This is a genomic window from Sphingomonas sp. TX0543, from assembly GCF_048565505.1.
In the GTDB taxonomy this organism is placed as follows: Bacteria; Pseudomonadota; Alphaproteobacteria; order Sphingomonadales; family Sphingomonadaceae; genus Sphingomonas.
The window spans coordinates 647,415-667,594 of record NZ_JBLZUS010000002.1 but is presented as its reverse complement, the minus strand read 5'-3'; the positions used below and the strand labels follow the sequence as shown (position 1 = coordinate 667,594).

Annotated in this window: 18 protein-coding genes, 1 tRNA gene and 1 CRISPR repeat array; of the genes, 16 read left to right on the top strand and 3 right to left on the bottom strand. The window is 60.1% G+C overall.

Annotation, left to right across the window (positions count from 1 at the left end; all coding sequences use genetic code 11):
- Nucleotides 1-122: 122 nt before the first annotated feature.
- Together ACM61V_RS03915 and ACM61V_RS03910 are read right to left on the bottom strand one after the other, a co-directional pair.
- Nucleotides 123-932, bottom strand: coding sequence for an undecaprenyl-diphosphate phosphatase (locus ACM61V_RS03915; protein WP_137786893.1), 810 nt, complete (start codon nucleotides 930-932; stop codon nucleotides 123-125).
- A 40-nt stretch (nucleotides 933-972) separates the two neighbouring features.
- Nucleotides 973-1,908: a complex I NDUFA9 subunit family protein gene (locus tag ACM61V_RS03910; RefSeq protein ID WP_137786894.1), complete on the bottom strand. Its 936-nt coding sequence runs from the start codon at nucleotides 1,906-1,908 to the stop codon at nucleotides 973-975.
- Nucleotides 1,909-2,012: 104 nt separating this feature from the next.
- Here ACM61V_RS03910 and ACM61V_RS03905 point away from each other — a divergent pair.
- The 3 genes from ACM61V_RS03905 to ACM61V_RS03895 all read left to right on the top strand — a co-directional run bounded on the left by ACM61V_RS03905 (nucleotide 2,013) and on the right by ACM61V_RS03895 (nucleotide 2,922).
- Nucleotides 2,013-2,099 (top strand) — tRNA-Leu (locus ACM61V_RS03905).
- Nucleotides 2,070-2,516 (top strand): DNA/RNA non-specific endonuclease, encoded by a 447-nt coding sequence (locus ACM61V_RS03900; RefSeq protein WP_137786895.1) that lies wholly within the window; start codon nucleotides 2,070-2,072, stop codon nucleotides 2,514-2,516. The genes ACM61V_RS03905 and ACM61V_RS03900 overlap by 30 nt, the downstream gene beginning before the upstream one ends.
- Entirely contained in the window at nucleotides 2,503-2,922 is a 420-nt protein-coding gene (locus ACM61V_RS03895; RefSeq protein WP_249341556.1) for a hypothetical protein, read from the top strand. Before ACM61V_RS03900 ends, ACM61V_RS03895 begins: the two co-directional genes overlap by 14 nt.
- Nucleotides 2,923-3,292: 370 nt before the next feature.
- Here the strand turns inward: ACM61V_RS03895 and ACM61V_RS03890 are convergent, their stop codons facing one another.
- The gene (locus tag ACM61V_RS03890; RefSeq protein WP_171007583.1) at nucleotides 3,293-3,469 is read right to left on the bottom strand and encodes a hypothetical protein; all 177 of its coding nucleotides are present in this window, start codon (nucleotides 3,467-3,469) and stop codon (nucleotides 3,293-3,295) included.
- Between the two features lie 118 nt (nucleotides 3,470-3,587).
- On the opposite strand from ACM61V_RS03890, the gene ACM61V_RS03885 reads away from it, so the two are divergent.
- From ACM61V_RS03885 to ACM61V_RS03825, 13 genes are all read left to right on the top strand, one after another.
- Nucleotides 3,588-4,241 (top strand): hypothetical protein, encoded by a 654-nt coding sequence (locus ACM61V_RS03885; RefSeq protein WP_171007584.1) that lies wholly within the window; start codon nucleotides 3,588-3,590, stop codon nucleotides 4,239-4,241.
- A 5-nt stretch (nucleotides 4,242-4,246) separates the two neighbouring features.
- The gene (locus ACM61V_RS03880; RefSeq protein ID WP_249341557.1) at nucleotides 4,247-4,549 is read left to right on the top strand and encodes a hypothetical protein; all 303 of its coding nucleotides are present in this window, start codon (nucleotides 4,247-4,249) and stop codon (nucleotides 4,547-4,549) included.
- Between the two features lie 949 nt (nucleotides 4,550-5,498).
- On the top strand, nucleotides 5,499-5,996 hold the full coding sequence (locus ACM61V_RS03875; protein WP_137786898.1) for a hypothetical protein: 498 nt from the start codon (nucleotides 5,499-5,501) through the stop codon (nucleotides 5,994-5,996).
- A gap of 191 nt (nucleotides 5,997-6,187) precedes the next feature.
- A complete protein-coding gene (locus ACM61V_RS03870; RefSeq protein ID WP_419713811.1) occupies nucleotides 6,188-6,574 on the top strand; it encodes a recombinase family protein in 387 nt (128 codons plus the stop codon).
- A gap of 353 nt (nucleotides 6,575-6,927) precedes the next feature.
- Entirely contained in the window at nucleotides 6,928-10,116 is a 3,189-nt protein-coding gene (cas9, locus tag ACM61V_RS03865; protein WP_137786899.1) for a type II CRISPR RNA-guided endonuclease Cas9, read from the top strand.
- A 48-nt stretch (nucleotides 10,117-10,164) separates the two neighbouring features.
- The gene (cas1, locus tag ACM61V_RS03860) at nucleotides 10,165-11,097 is read left to right on the top strand and encodes a type II CRISPR-associated endonuclease Cas1 (RefSeq protein WP_137786900.1); all 933 of its coding nucleotides are present in this window, start codon (nucleotides 10,165-10,167) and stop codon (nucleotides 11,095-11,097) included.
- Entirely contained in the window at nucleotides 11,094-11,423 is a 330-nt protein-coding gene (gene cas2, locus ACM61V_RS03855) for a CRISPR-associated endonuclease Cas2 (protein WP_212742192.1), read from the top strand. Before cas1 ends, cas2 begins: the two co-directional genes overlap by 4 nt.
- 72 nt (nucleotides 11,424-11,495) lie before the next feature.
- A CRISPR array of direct repeats spans nucleotides 11,496-12,980; the repeat unit is 36 nt; unit sequence GTCATAGCATTTCAGAAATCGCGGTCCAGCTGCAAC.
- A gap of 270 nt (nucleotides 12,981-13,250) precedes the next feature.
- Nucleotides 13,251-13,457, top strand: coding sequence for a TOBE domain-containing protein (locus ACM61V_RS03850; RefSeq protein ID WP_137786901.1), 207 nt, complete (start codon nucleotides 13,251-13,253; stop codon nucleotides 13,455-13,457).
- Complete coding sequence (locus ACM61V_RS03845; protein ID WP_137786902.1) at nucleotides 13,458-13,829, top strand: winged helix-turn-helix domain-containing protein; 372 nt, start codon at nucleotides 13,458-13,460, stop codon at nucleotides 13,827-13,829.
- 112 nt (nucleotides 13,830-13,941) lie between these two features.
- Nucleotides 13,942-16,353 (top strand): TonB-dependent receptor, encoded by a 2,412-nt coding sequence (locus ACM61V_RS03840; RefSeq protein WP_137786903.1) that lies wholly within the window; start codon nucleotides 13,942-13,944, stop codon nucleotides 16,351-16,353.
- Nucleotides 16,354-16,973: 620 nt separating this feature from the next.
- Entirely contained in the window at nucleotides 16,974-18,245 is a 1,272-nt protein-coding gene (locus ACM61V_RS03835; RefSeq protein WP_212742193.1) for a sugar transferase, read from the top strand.
- Nucleotides 18,246-18,318: 73 nt separating this feature from the next.
- Nucleotides 18,319-19,071, top strand: a complete 753-nt coding sequence (locus ACM61V_RS03830) for a GNAT family N-acetyltransferase (protein WP_137786904.1) — start codon at nucleotides 18,319-18,321, stop codon at nucleotides 19,069-19,071.
- A gap of 11 nt (nucleotides 19,072-19,082) precedes the next feature.
- On the top strand, nucleotides 19,083-20,180 hold the full coding sequence (locus ACM61V_RS03825; RefSeq protein WP_137786905.1) for a DegT/DnrJ/EryC1/StrS family aminotransferase: 1,098 nt from the start codon (nucleotides 19,083-19,085) through the stop codon (nucleotides 20,178-20,180).

The window sequence follows — 20,180 nt, the reverse complement described above, 5'->3', positions numbered from 1 at the left end:
CCACATGCGTTCTCACACGCACGCCAGGACAACAAGGCAGCATTACTGACTTAAACGGTAAATTGTCGCACCCGCGGCTCCACGCCTCGTAGAAATTGCGGCGTTTTAGTCCCGTATCGGTACTATCGTAGCGAAAGCGCGGCCAATGCCACGACACCGGCAATTATCCGATACCAGGCGAACGGCTGAAAACCATGTTTCGTCACCACCGACATGAACCACCGCACCACGACGATCGCGACCAGAAACGACACGACAAAGCCGATCGCGATCGATCCGAGATGATCGGCGCTCAGTTCATGCCGCGCCTTCCACAGCGTCAGCGTCGTCGCGCCGAGCATCGTCGGGATCGCCAGGAAGAAGCTGTATTCCGCCGCTATCTCCCGGCTCACTCCCATCGCGCGCGCGCCCATGATCGTCGCGCCCGAGCGGCTGACCCCCGGGATCATCGCCAAGCATTGCAACACCCCGATGGCCAGCGCCGTGCGCCATGACATCGCTTCTACCGACCCGGTCCGCACGGGCGGCGCGACACGCTCGATGAAGAGGATCGCGATACCGCCCACGATCAGCGCAATCGCCACCACGAGCGGCGCGATCACCGGCGCCTCCAGCACCGCCTTGATCGCCTTGTAGGCGATCGCACCCACCACGGCGGCCGGCAGAAAGCCTAGCGCCACGTTGCGGGTGAAGGCGATGGCGGCCGGATCACGCCGCGCCAGCCCATGCGCGACGTTGACGAAACGGCGCCAGAACAGCACCACCACGGCGAGAATCGCGCCAAGCTGGATAACGATGTCGAACACCGCGTCCGCCTCCGGCAGCCCCAGCAGCGAGCCGGCGAGGATAAGGTGCCCCGTCGAGGATACGGGCAGAAATTCGGTCACACCCTCGACGATCCCCAGCAGGATCACGATCAGCAGGTCGTTCATGAGCAATCCTTGGGTCCGCCCGTGAACGGGCGCGGGTGGATCAGGCTTTGGCGATCGCGGCGAATCGCCCGGCGCGGCGATAACGCACCAGCCACGCGGGAGCGACCGCCGCCAGCGGGGTGGGCGTCACGCCCAGCGCGGCCAGCCCCTCGGCATCCGGCGCAACCACCGTATCGTGCTGCAACAGCTTCCACTGATCCATCGTGATCGGCGCGCCGGGCAGGAAGCCGAGCGACGCGAGCGCCTGGCCGGCAATATCGGGCAGCGCCGGCAGCGCGCGATCGCGCCCGATTTCCCGCGCGATCCAGCGGTGCAGTTCGGCCATGGTGAGCACATCGGGGCCGCCGAGTTCATATGTCCGCCCGCCGAACGTGGCCGGGGCGCCTAACGCGGCCACCACCGCCGTCGCCACATCGCCGACGAATACCGGCTGGAAGCGCACGCCAGCGCGCAGCACCGGAACGATCGGCAGCGCGGCGATCAATCCGGCGAACCGGTTGATGAACTGATCCTCGCGGCCGAACACTGTCGCCGGGCGCAAGATCGTCGCCGCCGGGAACGCCGCGCGCACCGCCGCTTCCGCCTCGCCCTTGGTGCTCGCGTAGCGCGACGACGCCCCGGCATCCGCGCCGATCGCCGAGATATGCACCAGCGAGACCGCGCCGGCCTTCGCCGCCGCCTCCGCCACCGCCCGCGCACCATCGACATGAATCCGCCTGAGATCGCCCGTGAAGCTGCCGACGAGATTCACGACATGATCCGCGCCGGCGATCGCGCGCATTATCGTATCGGACCTGGTCACGTCGGCCGCGACAAACTGCGTCTGCCCCAATCCGCCGAGGGGCTTGAGAAACCAGGCGTCGCGGGGATCGCGCCCGGCCACGCGAACGCGTGCGCCCGCCGCCAGCAGCGCCTGCGCGACGTAGCGGCCAATGAAGCCTCCGCCGCCAACGAGCGTGACCAATCTGTCCTTCATGCGCGAGCCGTCCAATGCGATTGTTCGATCATCCGCGCCTACCTCCCTCGCGCACCCGTTGACAAGGCCACGCGGTCTCCCCTAGAGGCGCCGGCCTACCCCGTGCCCAGATGGCGGAATTGGTAGACGCACCAGCTTCAGGTGCTGGCGCTCGCAAGGGCGTGGAGGTTCGAGTCCTCTTCTGGGCACCACTTCCGGTCAAAGATGGGCACCGCGCCCTCGAGGCGCGGGACGCCGCTGGTGACGCCGTTCGCCAACGCCGCTCGCGGACCATAGATGAGAATCTTGTCCGTCGCGACGGTGACGTCGGATACCAGCATTCGCAGGTAAGCGGTCCGCAAGGTCGGATCGTCGTCAACGGCCCTACCGAGGCGTTCAATCACTTTGCGCAGGACGCGAACTTCAACCGCGGCGGCTATCGCCTGCTCGAGGACGAGTGGGCGAGGGACAAGCGTGCTGGAAGAGCTGTGACGGTGAAGATCGTTCCACAAGTCAGCAGCGCTTCCGTGCGGCCATCGACGATTAATGTTTGGTGGACCGTCGATGGCAAGACAAAGAGCCTAAGATTTCCCAACGAACGACCGGAGAAGCGCCGTGGCGGAAACTGAATCGGAGCGTCTGCTGAACGAGATTGGTCGATTACTGATGGAGGATAGCGACTATCCCTCGGAACCCACGCTACTCTATGCGCAACTTGATCATAACATGATTGGCGAATCGATCTTCAAGGAACTCGGCAATCAGCTGCTCTATCGGTGGCCCGCAAACGAGCGCTTGCCCTACGCGCTTCTCGAATTGTGGGAAGCACAGGACGGGCGGGATCGGTGGTCGGAACTGGAATATGTGATGCGCGACGGTCTATTCGAAGTGGCGTATTTCTATCCGGACGAAATCGATCCCCGGGAAGATGTGATCGAACGCCGGGAACGTGCGCTGCGGCGGCATTTCGGAAAGAAGCAGATCGTCTACCCGCCCCTGCCCTTGGAGGACGAAGCTCAAAACTACGAAGTATAGGTCATGTCCTGTCGGGCGTTCGGCGCGGAATTGATATTCTCCAATGATTTGAGTGCCCAGCTTTGTCCCCTGTGGGGCACCACACTCATGTAGGCGAGCCTCATAGCGGACAGAGCTGGGCACGCGGGCCTTGTGAGGACGCCCCAGCTCCGCTTGACTTGTTGTAAAATGTTGCTCAAATGTTCTAGCCGCAATGGTAGCGGGGCGGCATGAACGAGGCATCACGCGATAGGAAATCGAGCGCTTTTTCATGGTGGCTGCGAACAGGAAAGCTACCACCAGCGGTCAATCCTGACGATATCGAACTCAAATTCAACCCATGGCACGATCCGGCCGACGGTCGGTTCACCTTTGCTGGTGCGGGACGCCATTATGGTGCCGGCGGGACTGATACGGCCAGCGGGGCGAGCAGTCGCACGTCCGCCCGCGCCGGCGCCACGCCTGCTTCAGTGGGCCGCAGCAAGTCGCAGACCGCGACACGGTCGAAACCGGAAACATCGCGTGCCAGGCCACCGGCGAGTGACGCCCACAGGCCAGTGAGGCCCATGTCATCCCCTGTGCAACCCAGAGGTATTGAAGGAGGACGGCCGGGTAACCAGCCGAACCCCGTTACCGAATTCGTCGGTGGCGTAGGTGAAGGCCTTCACGAAGTCGGAAGAGAAGCGGTGGCGGGAGTCCGCGCTGCGCTGACGACGAATCCGGTGACCACCGTTCGCAACACCGGTCGCGGTATAGCGGCTATGATCGATGCTGCGATTGCTGCCGAGGATACCCCCGCCCGTATACAGGTTTCGCGTGCGGCAAGCGCAGTCGCCGACGCCTCGGCGCGGGATCTCGGTCGTGCCACCGCGACGGTCGCCGGGAACGTTGCGCTGACGGCAGCGCCAGGGGCGGCGCTCTCGAAAGCAGCCGCATTGCGCCGACTTCGCATGGCGAGGCCGCGAACGACCTTCGATCCGCCGCAGATCGGCTGGGTGAAGGAGACGACCAGGTCGCAAAAGCCTTGGAAGGCTTACAACGATGCTGCGACGGGCGCCCAACCCGGTCGGGCGCCGACGTTGATGCGGACGATGGCGGACGGATCGAAGCGGCCGGTCAAGTTCGATGGAATCCAAGGCGATTATGTGATCGACCGGAAGTGGTCGGTCGTTGATAGGGCTAGGGCGCGAGCTCAGATCTTGCGGCAGTCGCAGGTGTTGGCAGAACACCGCCTGATTGGAACGTGGGAGGTCCCCACGCCTGTCGAGAAGCTCAAGGCACTGAAGCTGCTCAAGAAGATGAACATAACGAATATCCACGTAAAGGTCGTCAAGCCATGATTGCCATGCAGATTGCGAGCATTATTGCGGAATATGTCGTGTTTCTCGAACTCACCGATGAGGAGGAATTGAACCTCGACACCGCCGTGAAGATGATGGAGGCTCTCGGCAGCCATCTCGAGGAGCTGGACAAGGAATTTCTTCGCGAACTGGTGGATGCGTTTCCTGTTATAGCGGAGGAATACAGCGGCGAGGCGCAGGAGGTCGTGCGCAATATCGCATACAGCTTCTACCTTGAGGAGGCGCTCGCAGCCGACGATCCTGTCAGGTTAGCCGAATTGGAGGCACTGCGCGACGCGAGGGACTGAACGCCGGCTGGAATTTTAAAAACCGCGTGATCATGGCTTCGTCTATCTCTTTCATCGGCGACTGATCGAAATTCTCCAATGATCTGAGCGCCCAGCTTTGTCCCCCGTAGGGCACCATTTCTCCTGCGCTAAGCGGTTGAGATTGATCGAAACGTGGGCGATATATTCGCCGATCATCCGGTGGGCCATCGGTTCAACAATGCGAGTGACCTCTTCTTTGGCTACTTCCTCAGCCTTTTCCCTCGTCAGCCCGCGTAAAGCCCAAAAGCCGTATAAGGCCGCAATAGCGAACATTGTTTGGAAAACGGTTAGAAAAACCGCAATGTGGTCGTAGTTAGGTGCGCCACGCTCTCTCCACAATATGAGCAGGCCCGCTGACCTTAGACGCGGAAGCTCCCTCCTCGCCAACACGCACGACGGCCTAACAACGCTACACCGATAACTCCGCCCGCTCGTGGTCTGCAAGCACGCGCGAAGCCTACCTACCTGCTCGCCAGTGTAGAGGCTGTCTCCACCTACAAGCTGTTCCCCATTCATCGGCGGCGACTCGAAGCACTGATTTACAAGGTGTTCGCACCCGCGCAAATCGATCTCATCATCACCGATCGCTTCGGCATCCCGTCAAGCCGGGCGAGTGGTTCCTCGCGCCTTCGGCGTGACCCCGCGTGCCGAGCACGATCGCTGTTCTCCATGTAGCACGACAAGGTGACCTCTTCGAAGTGATGCTGTCGGCCGCTGCCAACCTGATGATGGGGGGCAGCCTCGACGAGAACGGCGAGCTGACATGCCGCGCGTGCCGGAAACCTGCCCGTCTTTGCGCGCTCGAACGCCCCGGTTTTCCGCCGATCCGGCACCGCGCTTCCGATCGTTTCAGAACCAGTTGGTTGGGAAGGGGACCTTAACCGCCGAGGCGGTAATCTGAGGAGCGATAGCAGGAGCCCCGGCCAGCATGTGGAATGACGACAATGCCATCTACGACGATGGCGAATGGATCACTTGGACCGAGATCAACTCCCACCTCGAACGGTTAGAGTTCGAAGCCCGCTTCCCGGACCTCGAAGCCGATCTGGTGCCGATCTTCCAGAGCCTGCTTTCCACGGCGCAGGATTACTACGAACTGACCGGGCGGCACCTTCAGGTCTATGGCGATATCGGCGAGCTATACGGCGTCATCACGCACGGGCTGAAGCTGCACCGCAATTACGCCCAAGGGTCGGACGGGAAGATCGGCAACCACTTCGTCGAGGTGAAGACCATCACGCCGTTCAAGAGCAACGATGTCGTCGCCCTCAACCTCAAGCGCAACTTCAGCAAGGTGCTGGTCGTGAAGATCGGCGCCGACTTCGAGGTCAGGGGGAAGCTCATCGACCGGAAGGCGTTGCCCAAGGCCAAGGGCGACCGGCTTAAGATATCGTGGGATCAGTTCGAGCAGGCCGACACCGCCTGAACGTCACCGCGCTCGGTCGATCGGCAACTACAATTGGTTGCCCTTCCAGATGGGAATGCGGTTGGCATTCAAGATCGGTGTGCGTGCCATGTTGCCTCCGTGGGTGAGGACACGGGGGTGGTGCCAGATCAAAATTATCACACTCACTGAACTACTCGACCCGTTCCGAAACCTAAGCGAGTCCTCCGGGAATGACCAGCGCATCGCCCGCTACCCCCGCGACTCGCAAGACAGCCAGACCACCGCGAACCAGCGTCGAGAACTCATGGTCGTCGCCGAGCGGCTTGGTCACCGACCCCGGTATCAGCAGCTTGAACGGACGTGACAGGCGCCCCGGCTACGATGCGCTGATGAAGGCTGTGGCGCGGCGCGAGCTCGACATGGTGGCAAGCAGGGCCGTGGACCGGCGCGGGCGCTACCTCCAGAACCTCGTCACCCCCTCACCGCGATCAACGCCAAGGGGGGGGGACCTCTATCTCACCAGCAGGCGCTCGACACCAGCACGCCCAGCGGACGCGCCATGTTCGGCATGCTGTCGGTGTTCGCCGGCTTCGAGCGATCCACAGATCCACAAATGAAGACAGGGGCCGCAGCCCCCGTCTCGATTTGGTGCAATTCAGATTGCTTGTTAACAACCAGACCTGCGATTTCTGAGCCACAAATCTTTCAGAAATCACAGGCGGTGTCAACCAGCTCAGAAATCGACCGGTCTGGTCGCAACATAATGCGATTGCGGCAGCTTGCTTCCTCATAGCAACGGCTTTCCTGTTTTACGATGTAAAAATAATCGCTTTATAGGAATTGATTTTAGCCCTGGCCCCCGGCAACCTGATGATGCGAAATGGATTGGTTCGGTTTCGCTGGAGGCCCGATCTGGAGCCTGGACGGGCGTATGCTTGCCCAGGCTCCAGATCGGCAGGGAGGGAATACAATGGCGACGCGGCTTGGCCTGGACATCGGCACCAACAGCATCGGCTGGTGCCTCTTCCTTCTTGATGAACATGGCAATCCAAAGGGCATCCAAGACATCGGTGTCCGCATTTTCTCGGACGGGCGCGATCCCAAGTCAGGGGCATCGCTCGCGGTTGACCGGCGCAATGCGCGGGCGATGAGGCGGCGGCGTGATCGCTACGTTCGGCGCCGGTCGGCGTTGCTGCAAGCCCTCGTCGATACCGGCCTGATGCCCACCGATGCTCAGGATGCCAAGGCGCTGGTCGGGTGCGACCCTTATGCTCTGCGCGCGGCAGCACTGGATGAAGCATTGAATCCCCACCAGTTGGGCCGAGCACTGTTCCATCTCAACCAAAGGCGAGGTTTCAAATCGAACCGTAAGGCGGAGCGCAAAGCGGGGGATGATAAGGAGGGCGGCAAGATTGCGAGCGGTGCGAAGGCGCTCGATCAGGCGATGCATGATGCAGGCGCGCGCACTTATGGAGAGTTTCTGGCTGGCAGGGATGCGAAACGTGTTCGGATTCGCACGGATGGAGACGGCTACGACTTTTACCCCGAACGCCGCCATCTGGAAGCTGAGTTCGATGCAATCTGGGCAGCACAGGCCACACATCATCCCGCGCTGCTGACCGATGCTGTGCGCGACCGGTTACGGCGCATCATCTTTTTCCAGCGCCCACTGAAGGCGCCGAAGGTGGGCAACTGCACCTTTTTCCACGAGGAAGAGCGCCTGCCCAAGGCCCATCCGCTATTTCAGGAAAGGCGGCTGTATGAAGAGGTCAATCAACTCGAAATTACCAAAGCCGGCGCACCATCGCGCAAGCTGTCGCTTGATCAGCGTGACAAGATCATTCTCAAACTCAAATCGGCAAAGACGACAAGCTTTTCAGGCCTGGCCAAACTGCTGAAGCTCGCCGATGATGAGAGTTTCAACAAGGCTAGCGAAAACCGCACTGGCCTTGTCGGCGATGAAATCTTTGCCTCGTTCAGTGATAAAAAATGCTTTGGCGATCGCTGGGCGCATCTCGAGCCGGGTGTGCAATGGTCGATCGTCAAAGCCGTAGCAGAAGAGGAAGACCCTGTTCGCCTGCACGATTGGTTGATGTCCACGCATGGTGTCACCGTTGAACAGGCCGAAGCCATCGGCCGCGTACGCTTGCCCGAAGGGCATGGGCGGCTGGGCGAAACTGCCAGTCGGAAGATTCTCGCTGAGCTCAAAAAGGAAGTCGTCACATTCGACCAGGCGGCGAAGCTTGGGATCGACCGCAAGCACAGCAATTTCGACACAGGCGAAGTCTTGCTCCATCTGCCCTATTATGGCGAAATTCTCTCGCGCGAGATTCCGCCCGGGACGCTAAATTCGGATGACATCGACGAAATTCGCTGGGGCAAGATCACTAATCCTACCGTGCATATCGGACTAGGCCAGCTTCGCCGCTTGCTCAATGCTATCATCAATGTGCATGGCCGCCCCGATCAAATCGTCGTCGAACTGGCGCGCGAACTGAAGCTTAGTGAAAAAGACAAGGCCGAACACAATAAGCGCATTGGTGCGAACACGCGTGCGGCGGAAGCCCGGTCGAGGAAACTGCTGGAAAGCAATCAGCGCGATAGTGGTTCCAACCGGGCGCTCCTGAAGCTGTGGGAAGATCTCAATCCGAACAATCCGCTCGACCGGTGCTGCCCATTTTGCGGACGTCACATCGGGCAACTGGCGCTGTTCTCGGAGGAAACCGAGATTGAACACATCATACCCTATTCCCGCTCCTTTGATGACAGCGTCGCAAACAAAGTCATCGCCCATCGCAGTTGCAACCGCGAAAAGGGCAACAAGACCCCGTGGGAAGCATGGGGGCATACCGATCAGTGGGCGATCATCGCCGAGCAAGTGGCCCGGCTCCACAAATCGAAGCAGTGGCGCTTTGCTCCTGACGCAATGAAGCGCTTCGATCAAGAGGGCGACTTTATTGCGCGTCAACTGACCGACACGCAATATCTGTCGCGGATGGCACGGACCTACCTTTCGAGCCTTTATCCCAACAATGCCGGTGTTTATGTAATACCCGGTCGGATGACCGCGATGCTGAGACGGCTGTGGGGATTGAACGAGTTGCTGCCCGACCACAATTACGTCGAGAATCCTCATAGTGGTGCGCCCAAAAATCGCCTCGATCATCGCCATCATGCGATTGATGCGGCCGTGGTTGGGGTTACGACACGCGGCCTGTTGAACGAAATTTCGAAGGCGGCCGGCCGCGCAGAAGATCAGAATCTCGACAAGCTTTTTGTCGACCTGCCAAAACCGTGGGCATCATTTCGCGAAGACCTGCGTGACTCGCTTGCGCGCGTAGTTGTCAGCCACAAGGCCGATCATGGCCGCAAGGGCGTTCCCGCGAAGAGCAGGGATGCCACTGCCGCGCGCCTGCACAACGACACTGCATATGGGCTGACAGGCCTGACCAGCGACAGCGGCTTGCCGATTGTCGTACACCGCGTGCCCCTGCTCAGCCTCAAGCCGGCAGACCTCACCGATCCCATTCGCATCCCGGACGCGGCCTTGCAGCGGGCACTGTGGGAAGCGACGGAAGGCAAGTCGGGCAAAGAGTTTGAGGCGGCGCTTGTCAGGTTTTCAAAGTCAGATCCTGTATTCAAGGGTATCCGGCATGTGAGAGTGCGGGAGGCGTTGAAGATCATCCCGATCCGTGACGCTTCCGGCAATGCTTTTAAGGCTTATAAGGGCGATGCCAATGCCCGATATGATGTGTGGCGCATGCCTGACGGGAAGTGGGTATCAAGCTGGAAGGACAGGGACGGCAAATCGCATTCTGGAATTGTATCAATGTTTGACGCGCACCAGAGCATCCAGCCCGAACAGCGCCCCCACCCGGCGGCGAAGAGAGTTTTAAGTCTGCGCCAAAACGACTTGATTGCGGTTGAACCGCAAGGTCAGCCGCGCAAGATTATGCGGGTGGTGAAATTTTCCGGTGGAGGGCAGATTACATTTGCAGAACATCAGGAAGCAGGACCATTGAAAGCGCGAGACGCAACTTCTCCGGCTACTGATCCTTTCAAATATTTCTATTCTTCTGCTGGCGGCTTGCAAAAAGCCAAAGCCCGGCAGATTCGTATCGACGAACTTGGTCGTATCTTTGATCCAGGACCGCGGTAACCGTTCATTATCCATGATATGTCAGTCTTAATTTTCGAAGGACTGGCCATGGATCGTATTGTCGATATTGCTACCGATGATTTGCACCTGTCCGCGTATCGCGGATTTCTGGTTGTCAGCCTTGGTCGTCGGGAACAGGGCCGCGTAGCGCTCGACGATATTCAAGCCATCATCGTTCATGCCCATGGCGTAACCTGGACGACAAGTTTGGTGGTGGCCCTCGCCGAACGCGGCGCGATTATGGTGATGTGCGCGGCCAATCATTCTCCGGTGGCCATCATTTCTCCCGTTGACGGTCACCATGCACAGGCAGCCCGGATGCGAGCGCAATGGGAAGCGCCACGCCCCATGTTCAAGCAGCTCTGGCAAAAGATCATCGTGGGAAAGATCACGATGCAAGCGTCGCTGTTAACGGCTCAAGGCAAAGCTGAAGCCAATGCGCTAATGCTTATGGCACGGCGCGTCCGCTCTGGCGATACGAACAATCTTGAAGCTCAGGCTGCGCGCAAATACTGGCCTGCGCTGATGGGTAAAGAATTTCGCCGCGATCAAAACGCTGACGGTGCCAACGCCCTGCTGAATTATGGCTACACCGTCATGCGATCATGCGTTGCACGGTCGATCATCGGGTCCGGGCTGCACCCTGCAATTGGCCTGCATCACCACAATCGGCTTAACGGCTTCGCGCTGGCTGACGATCTTGTGGAACCGTTTCGCCCCCTGGTTGACGGGCTGGTCCGGCGGATGATCGACGAAGGTATCGAAGCCGTCACTCCCGAAGCAAAACAGCGGCTAGCCCGGCTGATCGGGCATGATTTGCGGCTGGGCGGGGCTATTTCGCCTGTGTCTGTGGCGACCCAACGCCTCGCTCAATCGCTTGCGAGGAGTTTCGAAGAACGCAAATCGGCACTCGCCCTGTTCGATCCGCCTGACGCCCTTGACTGGGCGTCGCTTGGGCAGCCGGTCGGGATTGAAGCATGAACCTGAGTGGATACCGGCTAATGTGGATATTCGTCATGTTCGACCTGCCCGTGGACACAAAGGAACATGCGCGGGAAGCGACCAAATTTCGTGAGTTTTTGCTCGACGAAGGCTTTGAGATGAGCCAGTTTTCGATCTATGCCCGATTTTGCAATGGCAAAGAACATTATGAGACTTACCTTCGGCGAATCGAGGCGCATCTTCCCGAACGCGGGGAGATTCATGTGCTCAATTTTACCGACAAACAGTATGAAAACATCATCCGGTTTTCGAGTCAGAGCCGCCAACGGCAACGAAAAAATCCGGATCAGCTCGCCATGTTCTGACGATTCATCGCGTTTTTGCGATGACAGATGGGGCTTCTTCCAGTCTCAATTCAACTGGTTAGGCACCCATCGGTCATAGCATTTCAGAAATCGCGGTCCAGCTGCAACGTTGCAGCCGTGCTGATCGTGCAGGCTGCGGTCATAGCATTTCAGAAATCGCGGTCCAGCTGCAACTAGACCCACGTGTCGCCGAAGACCCACGTGGTCATAGCATTTCAGAAATCGCGGTCCAGCTGCAACCTCGCGCGCTGCACCCTGCATTTCCCGGCGTCATAGCATTTCAGAAATCGCGGTCCAGCTGCAACCGTGATCGCGCGCGGCGCGGACACGACAACGGTCATAGCATTTCAGAAATCGCGGTCCAGCTGCAACCACCAGCAAGAAGGGGTGACCACTTCCGAGGTCATAGCATTTCAGAAATCGCGGTCCAGCTGCAACTAGACCCGCGCGTTACCGTAGACCCGCGCGGTCATAGCATTTCAGAAATCGCGGTCCAGCTGCAACCGAAGCAGGGCTGGGCGCGTCGGAAGGGGAGTCATAGCATTTCAGAAATCGCGGTCCAGCTGCAACGCTACCCCCGTCAGGCCGATTGCTTTCGAGTCATAGCATTTCAGAAATCGCGGTCCAGCTGCAACTGTGTCCCATGCTTATGCTATAACAGGCGCGTCATAGCATTTCAGAAATCGCGGTCCAGCTGCAACGCGATTGCTGGCTGTGCTGATGCTGGGGGGGGTCATAGCATTTCAGAAATCGCGGTCCAGCTGCAACACCGTAGCGAACTGCCCGCCCAGCTCGCCCGTCATAGCATTTCAGAAATCGCGGTCCAGCTGCAACGATGCCAGCCATGTCGCGATCGACGTGGACGTCATAGCATTTCAGAAATCGCGGTCCAGCTGCAACGCCAGAGCACCTCAAACGATTTGTAGGTTCGTCATAGCATTTCAGAAATCGCGGTCCAGCTGCAACCCGCGACAGAATAACCCCTCGCCGGAAATTGTCATAGCATTTCAGAAATCGCGGTCCAGCTGCAACTACACGCGGCTTGCAGAGTTTCTCGCCACGTCATAGCATTTCAGAAATCGCGGTCCAGCTGCAACTGCTAACACAGGGCGCGCTTTCCGGCGCCCGTCATAGCATTTCAGAAATCGCGGTCCAGCTGCAACGCAGGCGTGATATAGAGAATCAGGCCGAATGTCATAGCATTTCAGAAATCGCGGTCCAGCTGCAACGCGCCTCCCAATTCGCCTTTAGTTTCGTCGTCATAGCATTTCAGAAATCGCGGTCCAGCTGCAACGCTACCTTGACTTTGTGGCCGACCAGCTCGTCATAGCATTTCAGAAATCGCGGTCCAGCTGCAACCCAGGCGCGACCTCGGTCGTGATGCGCACGGTCATAGCATTTCAGAAATCGCGGTCCAGCTGCAACCATCTTTATCCGCTCAATCTTTCTTCCGGTGTCATAGCATTTCAGAAATCGCGGTCCAGCTGCAACTGAACAGCAATGTTGCGCTCCACGGCGTGGGTCATAGCATTTCAGAAAGCGCGGTCCAGCTGCAACTGCCCGGTCAGCGGTGTCGTCTCGCTGTTCGCCACCGTGGCGCGAAGCGCATCCAGGCGGTCGCTCCACCACATTTCCATTCGCGTCTTCCGTTAACTCGCCCGGTGCAGGTCGCGCTGATCGCGTTCTGATCCTGGTGCCGAGCGCACACTAGATGACGTCGGGCGCCTACCGCTCGCTCCCGTCCCGTGGCGAGCTGGCCGTCGAGCTGGATAGCCGTTGGGAACCGATAATGATAAGAACTATGGGTAATCCAGGCTAAGGGTGGTCATGAAAATCAGCGCGCGCAATCAGATCTCCGGCACGATAGTTTCGGTCACGCCGGGGGCCGTCAACGGCTCGATCAAGGTCGATATCGGAGGCGGCACCATCGTCACCGCGAGCATCACCGAGGAAGCGATCGCCGAACTCGGCCTGGCGCCCGGCGAGATCGTCACCGTCATCATCAAGGCCAGCGACGTGATGATCGGCAAGTAGATGAAGCTCGGCCCCCTCTGGCTGAAGATCCAGATCGCGGCTGGCGATGCCCTGGCGATGGGGCCAGGGAAGGCCGACCTGCTGGAGGCGATCATCGCCGAAGGTTCGATCAGCGGCGCCGGTCGTGCGCTCGGGATGAGCTATCGTCGCGCCTGGCTGCTGGTCGACGAGATGAACCGGTGCTTCGAGCCGGTCCTGGTCGAGACGCTCAAGGGCGGCGGTCGGGAGCGCGGGGCAAAAGTCAGCGCGACCGGCCTCGCGGTTCTCGAAGCCTATCGCGAGATGGAGCGCGAGGCCGCAGCTATCGCCCAACGCCCTGCCTATAGCCGCCTGCTCGGACATCTCCGTGACGGTCCAGTTGCCAAAAACTGAGCGCGATCCGATCGGAAGGCCAGCGCCAAATCTCTATATACGGCCAAATACGACCTCGATATACGCCCAAACATAATGCGGCCGCAGGGACCGCGAACAGGGGTGTTCATCGATGTCGAAGCGGTTCTCAATGCTGCTCTGCGCCACAGTCGTGCCTGCGTTCAGCGCTCCGGCGCTCGCTCAGACCGGCCCGACGGAGGTGGCGCCATCCGCCTCCGATAAAGCAGCCGCCGCCGGCCTTCCCGAAGTCATCGTCACGGCGCGACGCCGGGCGGAGGATGCGCAGCGCGTGCCCGCAGCCCTGTCGGTGGTGGGCGGCGCGCTCATCGACCAGAGTTATACGGTCAACACGCAGGGCCTGACGGCGCTGATCCCGACGCTGAACTACAGCTCGGCCAACCCGCGCAACACCGCGTTTACGATCCGCGGCCTCGGTTCGAGCGTCGTCGCGGTCAGTCAGGCGAACGACGGGCTGGAGCCGGGCGTCGGCTTCTATGTCGATCAGGTCTACCATGCCCGCCCCGCGACCGCCGCGTTCGACTTTGCCGATATCGAGCAAGTCGAGGAATTGCGCGGACCGCAGGGAACGCTGTTCGGCAAGAACACGACCGCCGGCGCGCTTAACATCACCACCCGTGCGCCGAGCTTTACGCGCGAAGGCTTCGCCGAGCTATCCTATGGCAATTATAATTACGTCCAGGCGAAGGGATGGGCATCGGGACCGATCACCGACACCATCGCCTATCGCATCTCCGGTGTGTCGACCCGGCGAGACGGCGTGCTAGACAATGTCCGCACCGGCCGTGCGGCCAATACGCTGGGCACACAGGCGGCGCGCGGGCAATTGCTGTTCAAGCCCGACGACACGATCCAGATGCGCGTCATCGCCGACTTCACCAATTTTCAGGCCTATTGCTGTACGCAGGTCTATCTGCGCACCGGCACGTCGTTGCGCGCGCCCTCGCGCCAGTTCGGCGGACCGGCCGGCCTTGCGGCGCAGTTCGGTTACGCGCCGCCCAGCACCAATCCTTACGACCGCAAGACCGATATCGACGGGCCGCTCGGCGTCGACACCAACGAGGGCGGGGTCAGCGCGATCACCGACTGGAACCTCGGGCCGGTGACCCTGACGTCGGTGACGGCGTGGCGCTTCTGGAACTGGGATGCGGAGAACGACCGCGACTATACCGGCTTGCCCGTCCAGCTGTCGCAGCACATCCCGTCACGGCAGGATCAGTATAGTCAGGAGCTGCGGCTCGCGTCGAACGGCGCGGGGCCGCTGTCCTATGTCGTCGGCCTCTACGGCTTCCGTCAGCGGCTCACCGGGCGACCGATCAGCATCTATGGCCCGGCTGCCGCCCGCTATCTGATCGGCACTACCGTCGTCACCGGTACCGCGCCGAACCAGGTGACGACGGCGGTGCCGTCCAACTTGCTCGACGGCTACGGACAGGACGGCCGCACCGACTTTCGCAGCCTCAGCTACGCGGCGTTCGGCGAGGTCAATTACCGCTTCCTCGACCGCCTGACCGCGACTGTCGGCCTGCGCTACACGCAGGAGGAGAAGGACGGCTATTACGATACGACCGTCTCAGGTGGTCCGGCGACGACCAACGCCGCGCTCATCAACGCGCGTCTCGGCGTGCTGCGCCCGCAAAGCTATGAGGCGCATAACAGCGACGGAAGCTTGTCGGGGCGCGGCAACTTGGCCTGGCAGGTCAGCGACACGACGATGGCCTATGCGAGCTATGCGCGCGGGTTCAAATCGGGCGGGATCAACATGTCGGGCCTGCCGCTCGACAGCAACAATCAGCCCGCGCTGGCGACCGCCGTGGTGCGGCCCGAGCGCAACGAAACCTATGAGATCGGGCTGAAGAACACCTTGTTCGACAACCGGCTGATCTTCAACATCGACGGCTTCTACACCAAGGTCCACGACTTCCAGGCGACCGTAGTGGAGAACTCGCTGACCCAGACGGTGCAGCTGCGCGGTTATCTCTCCAACATCCCGGAGGTGACGGTGAAGGGGATTGAGGCAGACGTGACCGCACTGATCCTGCCGGGGCTCAGCGTGCGAACCAACTTCGCCTATTCTGATGGGAAATATACAAACTATCCCGCTGGCCCGTGCCCGCTGGAGGTGCAGACCGCCGCGACCACCCGTTGCAGCCTGACGGGGCGCAGTCTCGCGTCACTACCGCGCTTCGCGATCACCGCGGGGCTGGATTACCAGCGGCCGCTGGGCAGCGGGCAGGTGTTCGTCCACATCGACACCGCCTCGCGCAGCGGCTTCAACGGCGATCCCAGCCTGTCGCGCTTCACCTATATCCGCGCCTACAACCTGACCAACGCCAATATCGGCTACCGATTCGCCGATGGGTTGGAACTGATCGTCTGGGCACGCAATCTGCTCGACGCCGATTACATCCAGAACCTGACGATCCAGGCCGGCAATTCCGGCCTGATCGTCGGCACACCAAGCGATCCGCGCACCATCGGCGGAACGATCCGCTTCCGCATGTGATGTGCAGCCCTCGCCCATCACGAAAACCGATCATGCCACCGGATTCGCCACATCATCCGATGCCGGTGAAGGCCGTAGCGGCTCGGGCGCCCTCCGGCACCATTTTTGCCGTCCGGCAGCGTTCACGAACGTCCGATAATCGACTAATATAAAATCGTTTTTCTAATTTGTCCGGCGAGGCTTGGGTTGGTTCGCCCGCAGACAGCCCACATCTGTGTCTTGGGTTCATCACGGGGGCGACCGTTGGTATCGGTGACGGCGTGGCACCTCATGCGCGGTGTCCGCGACAGGTGGCGGACGAGCGCCGAGCCGGCGACCAGATAAGTCGGCGCGCGGGACCATCAAATGGTTTGCCGCATTGGCATTTCACCTCATCGAAACGGGCCCCCGTTGCCACGAGAGAGCGATTTTGCTAGCGCCGCGCCCGGTGATATTGAGTTCCGCCACATCCACACGGCAATACCTATGTCTCGTCACAAACTCTTTTCAATCGCTTTATGCGACGCGCAGGCGAACATGGGATAATAGTGGAATAATAGAACGTGTCATTTAGAGTATCGACGATGAGTAAATCGTTCTATTCAGCCTTGTCTTCCCGCAGAATTGCGTAGGATTGGCTCGTGAATTTTACCTTCATTCAAGGACCGGGCAGTCGGTTTTTGCGTCTGCGCTATCAGCTCGCGGGCGCTTTCATCGCGATATTTATTCCCTATCTTCTGATCGTGCTGACCAGCTCGCCAGAGTCTGTGAGTATCTATCTGCTGACTAAAACCCTTTTCTTCAGTATGTTAGCCACAATTCTGGGAGTCATTCTCTTTCGCAGCCTTAGCCAATATCCCGGCGTGGAAGCGAATGCCTATACGCTGCCTTCCTTCGGAATTTCTTTCGGGTTACTGCTTGCGATTCTGATCCTGGCGCGGTTTCCCTACAGCCGAATGCTGCTGTTTAGCAGTTTCGGCCTAATCATTATCTGGTTCATGTTCGTCAATACTATTGCGAACCGCCGGAGAATTCTGACTATTGGTGTCGTGCCCGGCGGCGATCATGAACTTATACTGGGCGTGGAGGGCGTTCGCTGGATTCTGCTCGATGCGCCGGAGCTGGATACCGCCGCCATCCACGCGGTCACAGCAGACCTCAGGATCGATCTGGCGCCCGAATGGGACAGGTGGCTCGCGGATTGCGCATTGCTGGGTATACCGGTCTACCATACCAAACACTTAGCGGAATCGCTTACCGGGATGGTCCAGTTGGAGCATCTGTCTGAAAACAGCTTCGGCACGCTCGCCCCTGTCTCGGCGTTCATGACGATAAAGCATCTGATGGACTGGTTGGTCGCGGCGATCGCCATGCTCTTCCTCCTGCCGCTCATGGCAGCCCTTTGCATCGCGGTTCGGCTGGATTCGCCCGGGCCCGCGATCTTCCGCCAGACACGCATGGGATATCGAGGCGTACCATTCACGGTATACAAGTTTCGCACGATGCACGCCGCGCCGACGGGTGCATCCACACTCCATGCAGCTAAAACGCAATCGGAAGATTCCCGGATCACTCGCATTGGAAGCTTCCTGCGCCGCAGCCGAATCGATGAGCTACCGCAGATCGTGAATATCCTGAAGGGCGAGATGAGCTGGATCGGTCCCCGCCCGGAGGCACGAATTCTCTCTGAATGGTATGAGGGAGAAATTCCGTTCTATCGTTATCGTCATATCGTCCGCCCCGGGATTACGGGGTGGGCTCAGGTCAATCAGGGGCATGTTGCGGAGGTCGATGAGGTTAGAAACAAGCTTTTTTTCGATTTCTATTATATCAAGAACTATTCGCCGTGGATCGATCTCCTGATCGTCTCGAAGACGGTTCAGACCGTATTGACCGGCTTCGGCGCCAAGTGAGCAGGCGCTCCGACATCCCCCAACGGCCCGGCCGCCAGTGATACCGGCTTGGCGAACATGGGTGGAACCAGGCGTGCCGCCCCTGGCGAGAAACCTCATTTGGGAAACATTCTTCGTCCATGCCAAAAGGGGGGTCGATTTCGAGGCGCATCTTCCATGGCATGCGGCCCCCTCAACCCGTTCCGTCCTCCTTTCAGACGCGCGCGGCAACCTGGTCGCGACGGCGATCGTACGTCCGGCGCGACAGACCGGCGTTGCAATGGTCGGCTTCGTCTGTGTGGACGAACCATTCCGGGGCGGCGGCACCGGCCGCGATCTCATCGCGGCGGTCAATGCCTTCACCGACGCGGCGGACTATCGGGCGTCGCTGTTATGGACCGGATTCCCGGGAATCTATACGCGAAGCGGATATGACGTGATCGGCCGGGATGCGTTCGTTCGGATTTCCCGTCGTGGGATCGGGGAAGACTTTGCGCACACCCACGCCAGTTCGAAATGGCCCGGGCCCTGTGACGGCGAAGGTCTGCCCGCCTTCGCGGTGTCGGCGCATCGGTTGTGTACCGAAAGAGCGAAACTGATCGTAGCGGAAGGTCCGCGCGGCGTGACGCTCCTAGACTGGCAGGGCTCTCCAGCGGAGGTTCTGGCAATCATGGAGGCGGAGGGCCATGCCGTCTGGAACGTCAATCTTTCTGCCCCCGACCACTTTCTGGAAGCGATCCCGGCGGATCGATACGCTATCGAATGTCGTGAGGGGGCCGCCACCATGGCACGCTTCACAGAAGCCGTGTTTCCGATTGATTATGTGCCCATAGCCGAACGCATCTAAAGGAACGCTCTATGTCGGGACCCCTCCTGCCGATCGTGAAGGTCCGCATGCCGCCGGCTGATCGGCTCGTGCCAATGCTTGAGGACGTTCTTTACGGCGGCATGCTGGCGGAAGGCGAGCATGTGTACGAGTTCGAGCGGCGTTTTGCCGCGCATTTCGGACTGCCAGAGATTCTCGGGTTCAGCAGTGGTACGGCCGCCCTGCATGTCGCGCTTCTGAGTTGCGGCGTCGAGCCGGGAGATGAAGTCGTTACGACATCGATGACCGCAGAACCGACTAATACGACCATCCTGCAAACCGGGGCAATCCCCGTCTTTGCCGATGTCGAACCGGACAGCGGCAATCTCGATCCCCGATCCGTCGAAGCCTGTATCGGGCCGCGCACGCGTGCGATTCTGGTGGTTCATTATGCGGGCTATCCAGCCCGGTTGAACGCATTACGCGAGATTGCCGATCGGCACGACGTCGCATTAATCGAGGACTGCGCCCACGCGCTCGGCGCGCGCTATGCCGGCCAGGCGATCGGCACGATCGGCGATGCCGCGATCTTCTCGTTCCAGGCGATCAAGCACATGACGACGGTAGATGGGGGGGCGCTGGTGCTTCGCGATCCTAGCCGGATCCGCGACGCGCGCAAACTGCGCTGGTTCGGCCTGGAAAAGGGTGTGCCGCGCACCGAGGTCGATATCACGCGCGCGGGCTACAAGTACAACATGACAAACGTGGCGGGCGCGATCGGCCTGCGCCAGCTTGACAGTATCGACGCCGCCATAGACCGGCATAAGGAGAATGGCCGCTTCTTCGACACGGCGGTCGCTGGCGTGCCTGGCCTTGCCTGCGTCGGGATTGAACAGGCCAGCGAGCCGAGCTATTGGATCTACACGCTCTTGGCCGAAGACTCCGACGCGGTCGAACGCCGGTTGGCCGAAATCGGCGTTGCCGCATCCAAGCTGCATCGCCCGAACCATCTGCATTCGGTGTTCGCACCCTATCGACGTCCGTTGCCGGGACTAGAGGAATTCTATCGCCGGCTGGTACACATCCCATGCGGCTGGTGGGTCACCGACGAGGATCGGGCCCGCATTGCTGATGCCTTGCGCCAGGTATAG

Excerpts from the sequence above, each read along its gene's own strand:
- ACM61V_RS03915 (WP_137786893.1), bottom strand. The coding sequence starts at position 932 with ATGAACGACCTGCTGATCGTGATCCTGCTGGGGATCGTCGAGGGTGTG.
- ACM61V_RS03910 (WP_137786894.1), bottom strand. The coding sequence starts at position 1,908 with ATGAAGGACAGATTGGTCACGCTCGTTGGCGGCGGAGGCTTCATTGGC.
- ACM61V_RS03890 (WP_171007583.1), bottom strand. The coding sequence starts at position 3,469 with ATGGGCCTCACTGGCCTGTGGGCGTCACTCGCCGGTGGCCTGGCACGC.
- ACM61V_RS03880 (WP_249341557.1), top strand. The coding sequence starts at position 4,247 with ATGCAGATTGCGAGCATTATTGCGGAATATGTCGTGTTTCTCGAACTC.
- ACM61V_RS03875 (WP_137786898.1), top strand. The coding sequence starts at position 5,499 with ATGTGGAATGACGACAATGCCATCTACGACGATGGCGAATGGATCACT.
- ACM61V_RS03870 (WP_419713811.1), top strand. The coding sequence starts at position 6,188 with ATGACCAGCGCATCGCCCGCTACCCCCGCGACTCGCAAGACAGCCAGA.
- cas9 (WP_137786899.1), top strand. The coding sequence starts at position 6,928 with ATGGCGACGCGGCTTGGCCTGGACATCGGCACCAACAGCATCGGCTGG.
- cas1 (WP_137786900.1), top strand. The coding sequence starts at position 10,165 with ATGGATCGTATTGTCGATATTGCTACCGATGATTTGCACCTGTCCGCG.
- cas2 (WP_212742192.1), top strand. The coding sequence starts at position 11,094 with ATGAACCTGAGTGGATACCGGCTAATGTGGATATTCGTCATGTTCGAC.
- ACM61V_RS03850 (WP_137786901.1), top strand. The coding sequence starts at position 13,251 with ATGAAAATCAGCGCGCGCAATCAGATCTCCGGCACGATAGTTTCGGTC.
- ACM61V_RS03845 (WP_137786902.1), top strand. The coding sequence starts at position 13,458 with ATGAAGCTCGGCCCCCTCTGGCTGAAGATCCAGATCGCGGCTGGCGAT.
- ACM61V_RS03840 (WP_137786903.1), top strand. The coding sequence starts at position 13,942 with ATGTCGAAGCGGTTCTCAATGCTGCTCTGCGCCACAGTCGTGCCTGCG.
- ACM61V_RS03825 (WP_137786905.1), top strand. The coding sequence starts at position 19,083 with ATGTCGGGACCCCTCCTGCCGATCGTGAAGGTCCGCATGCCGCCGGCT.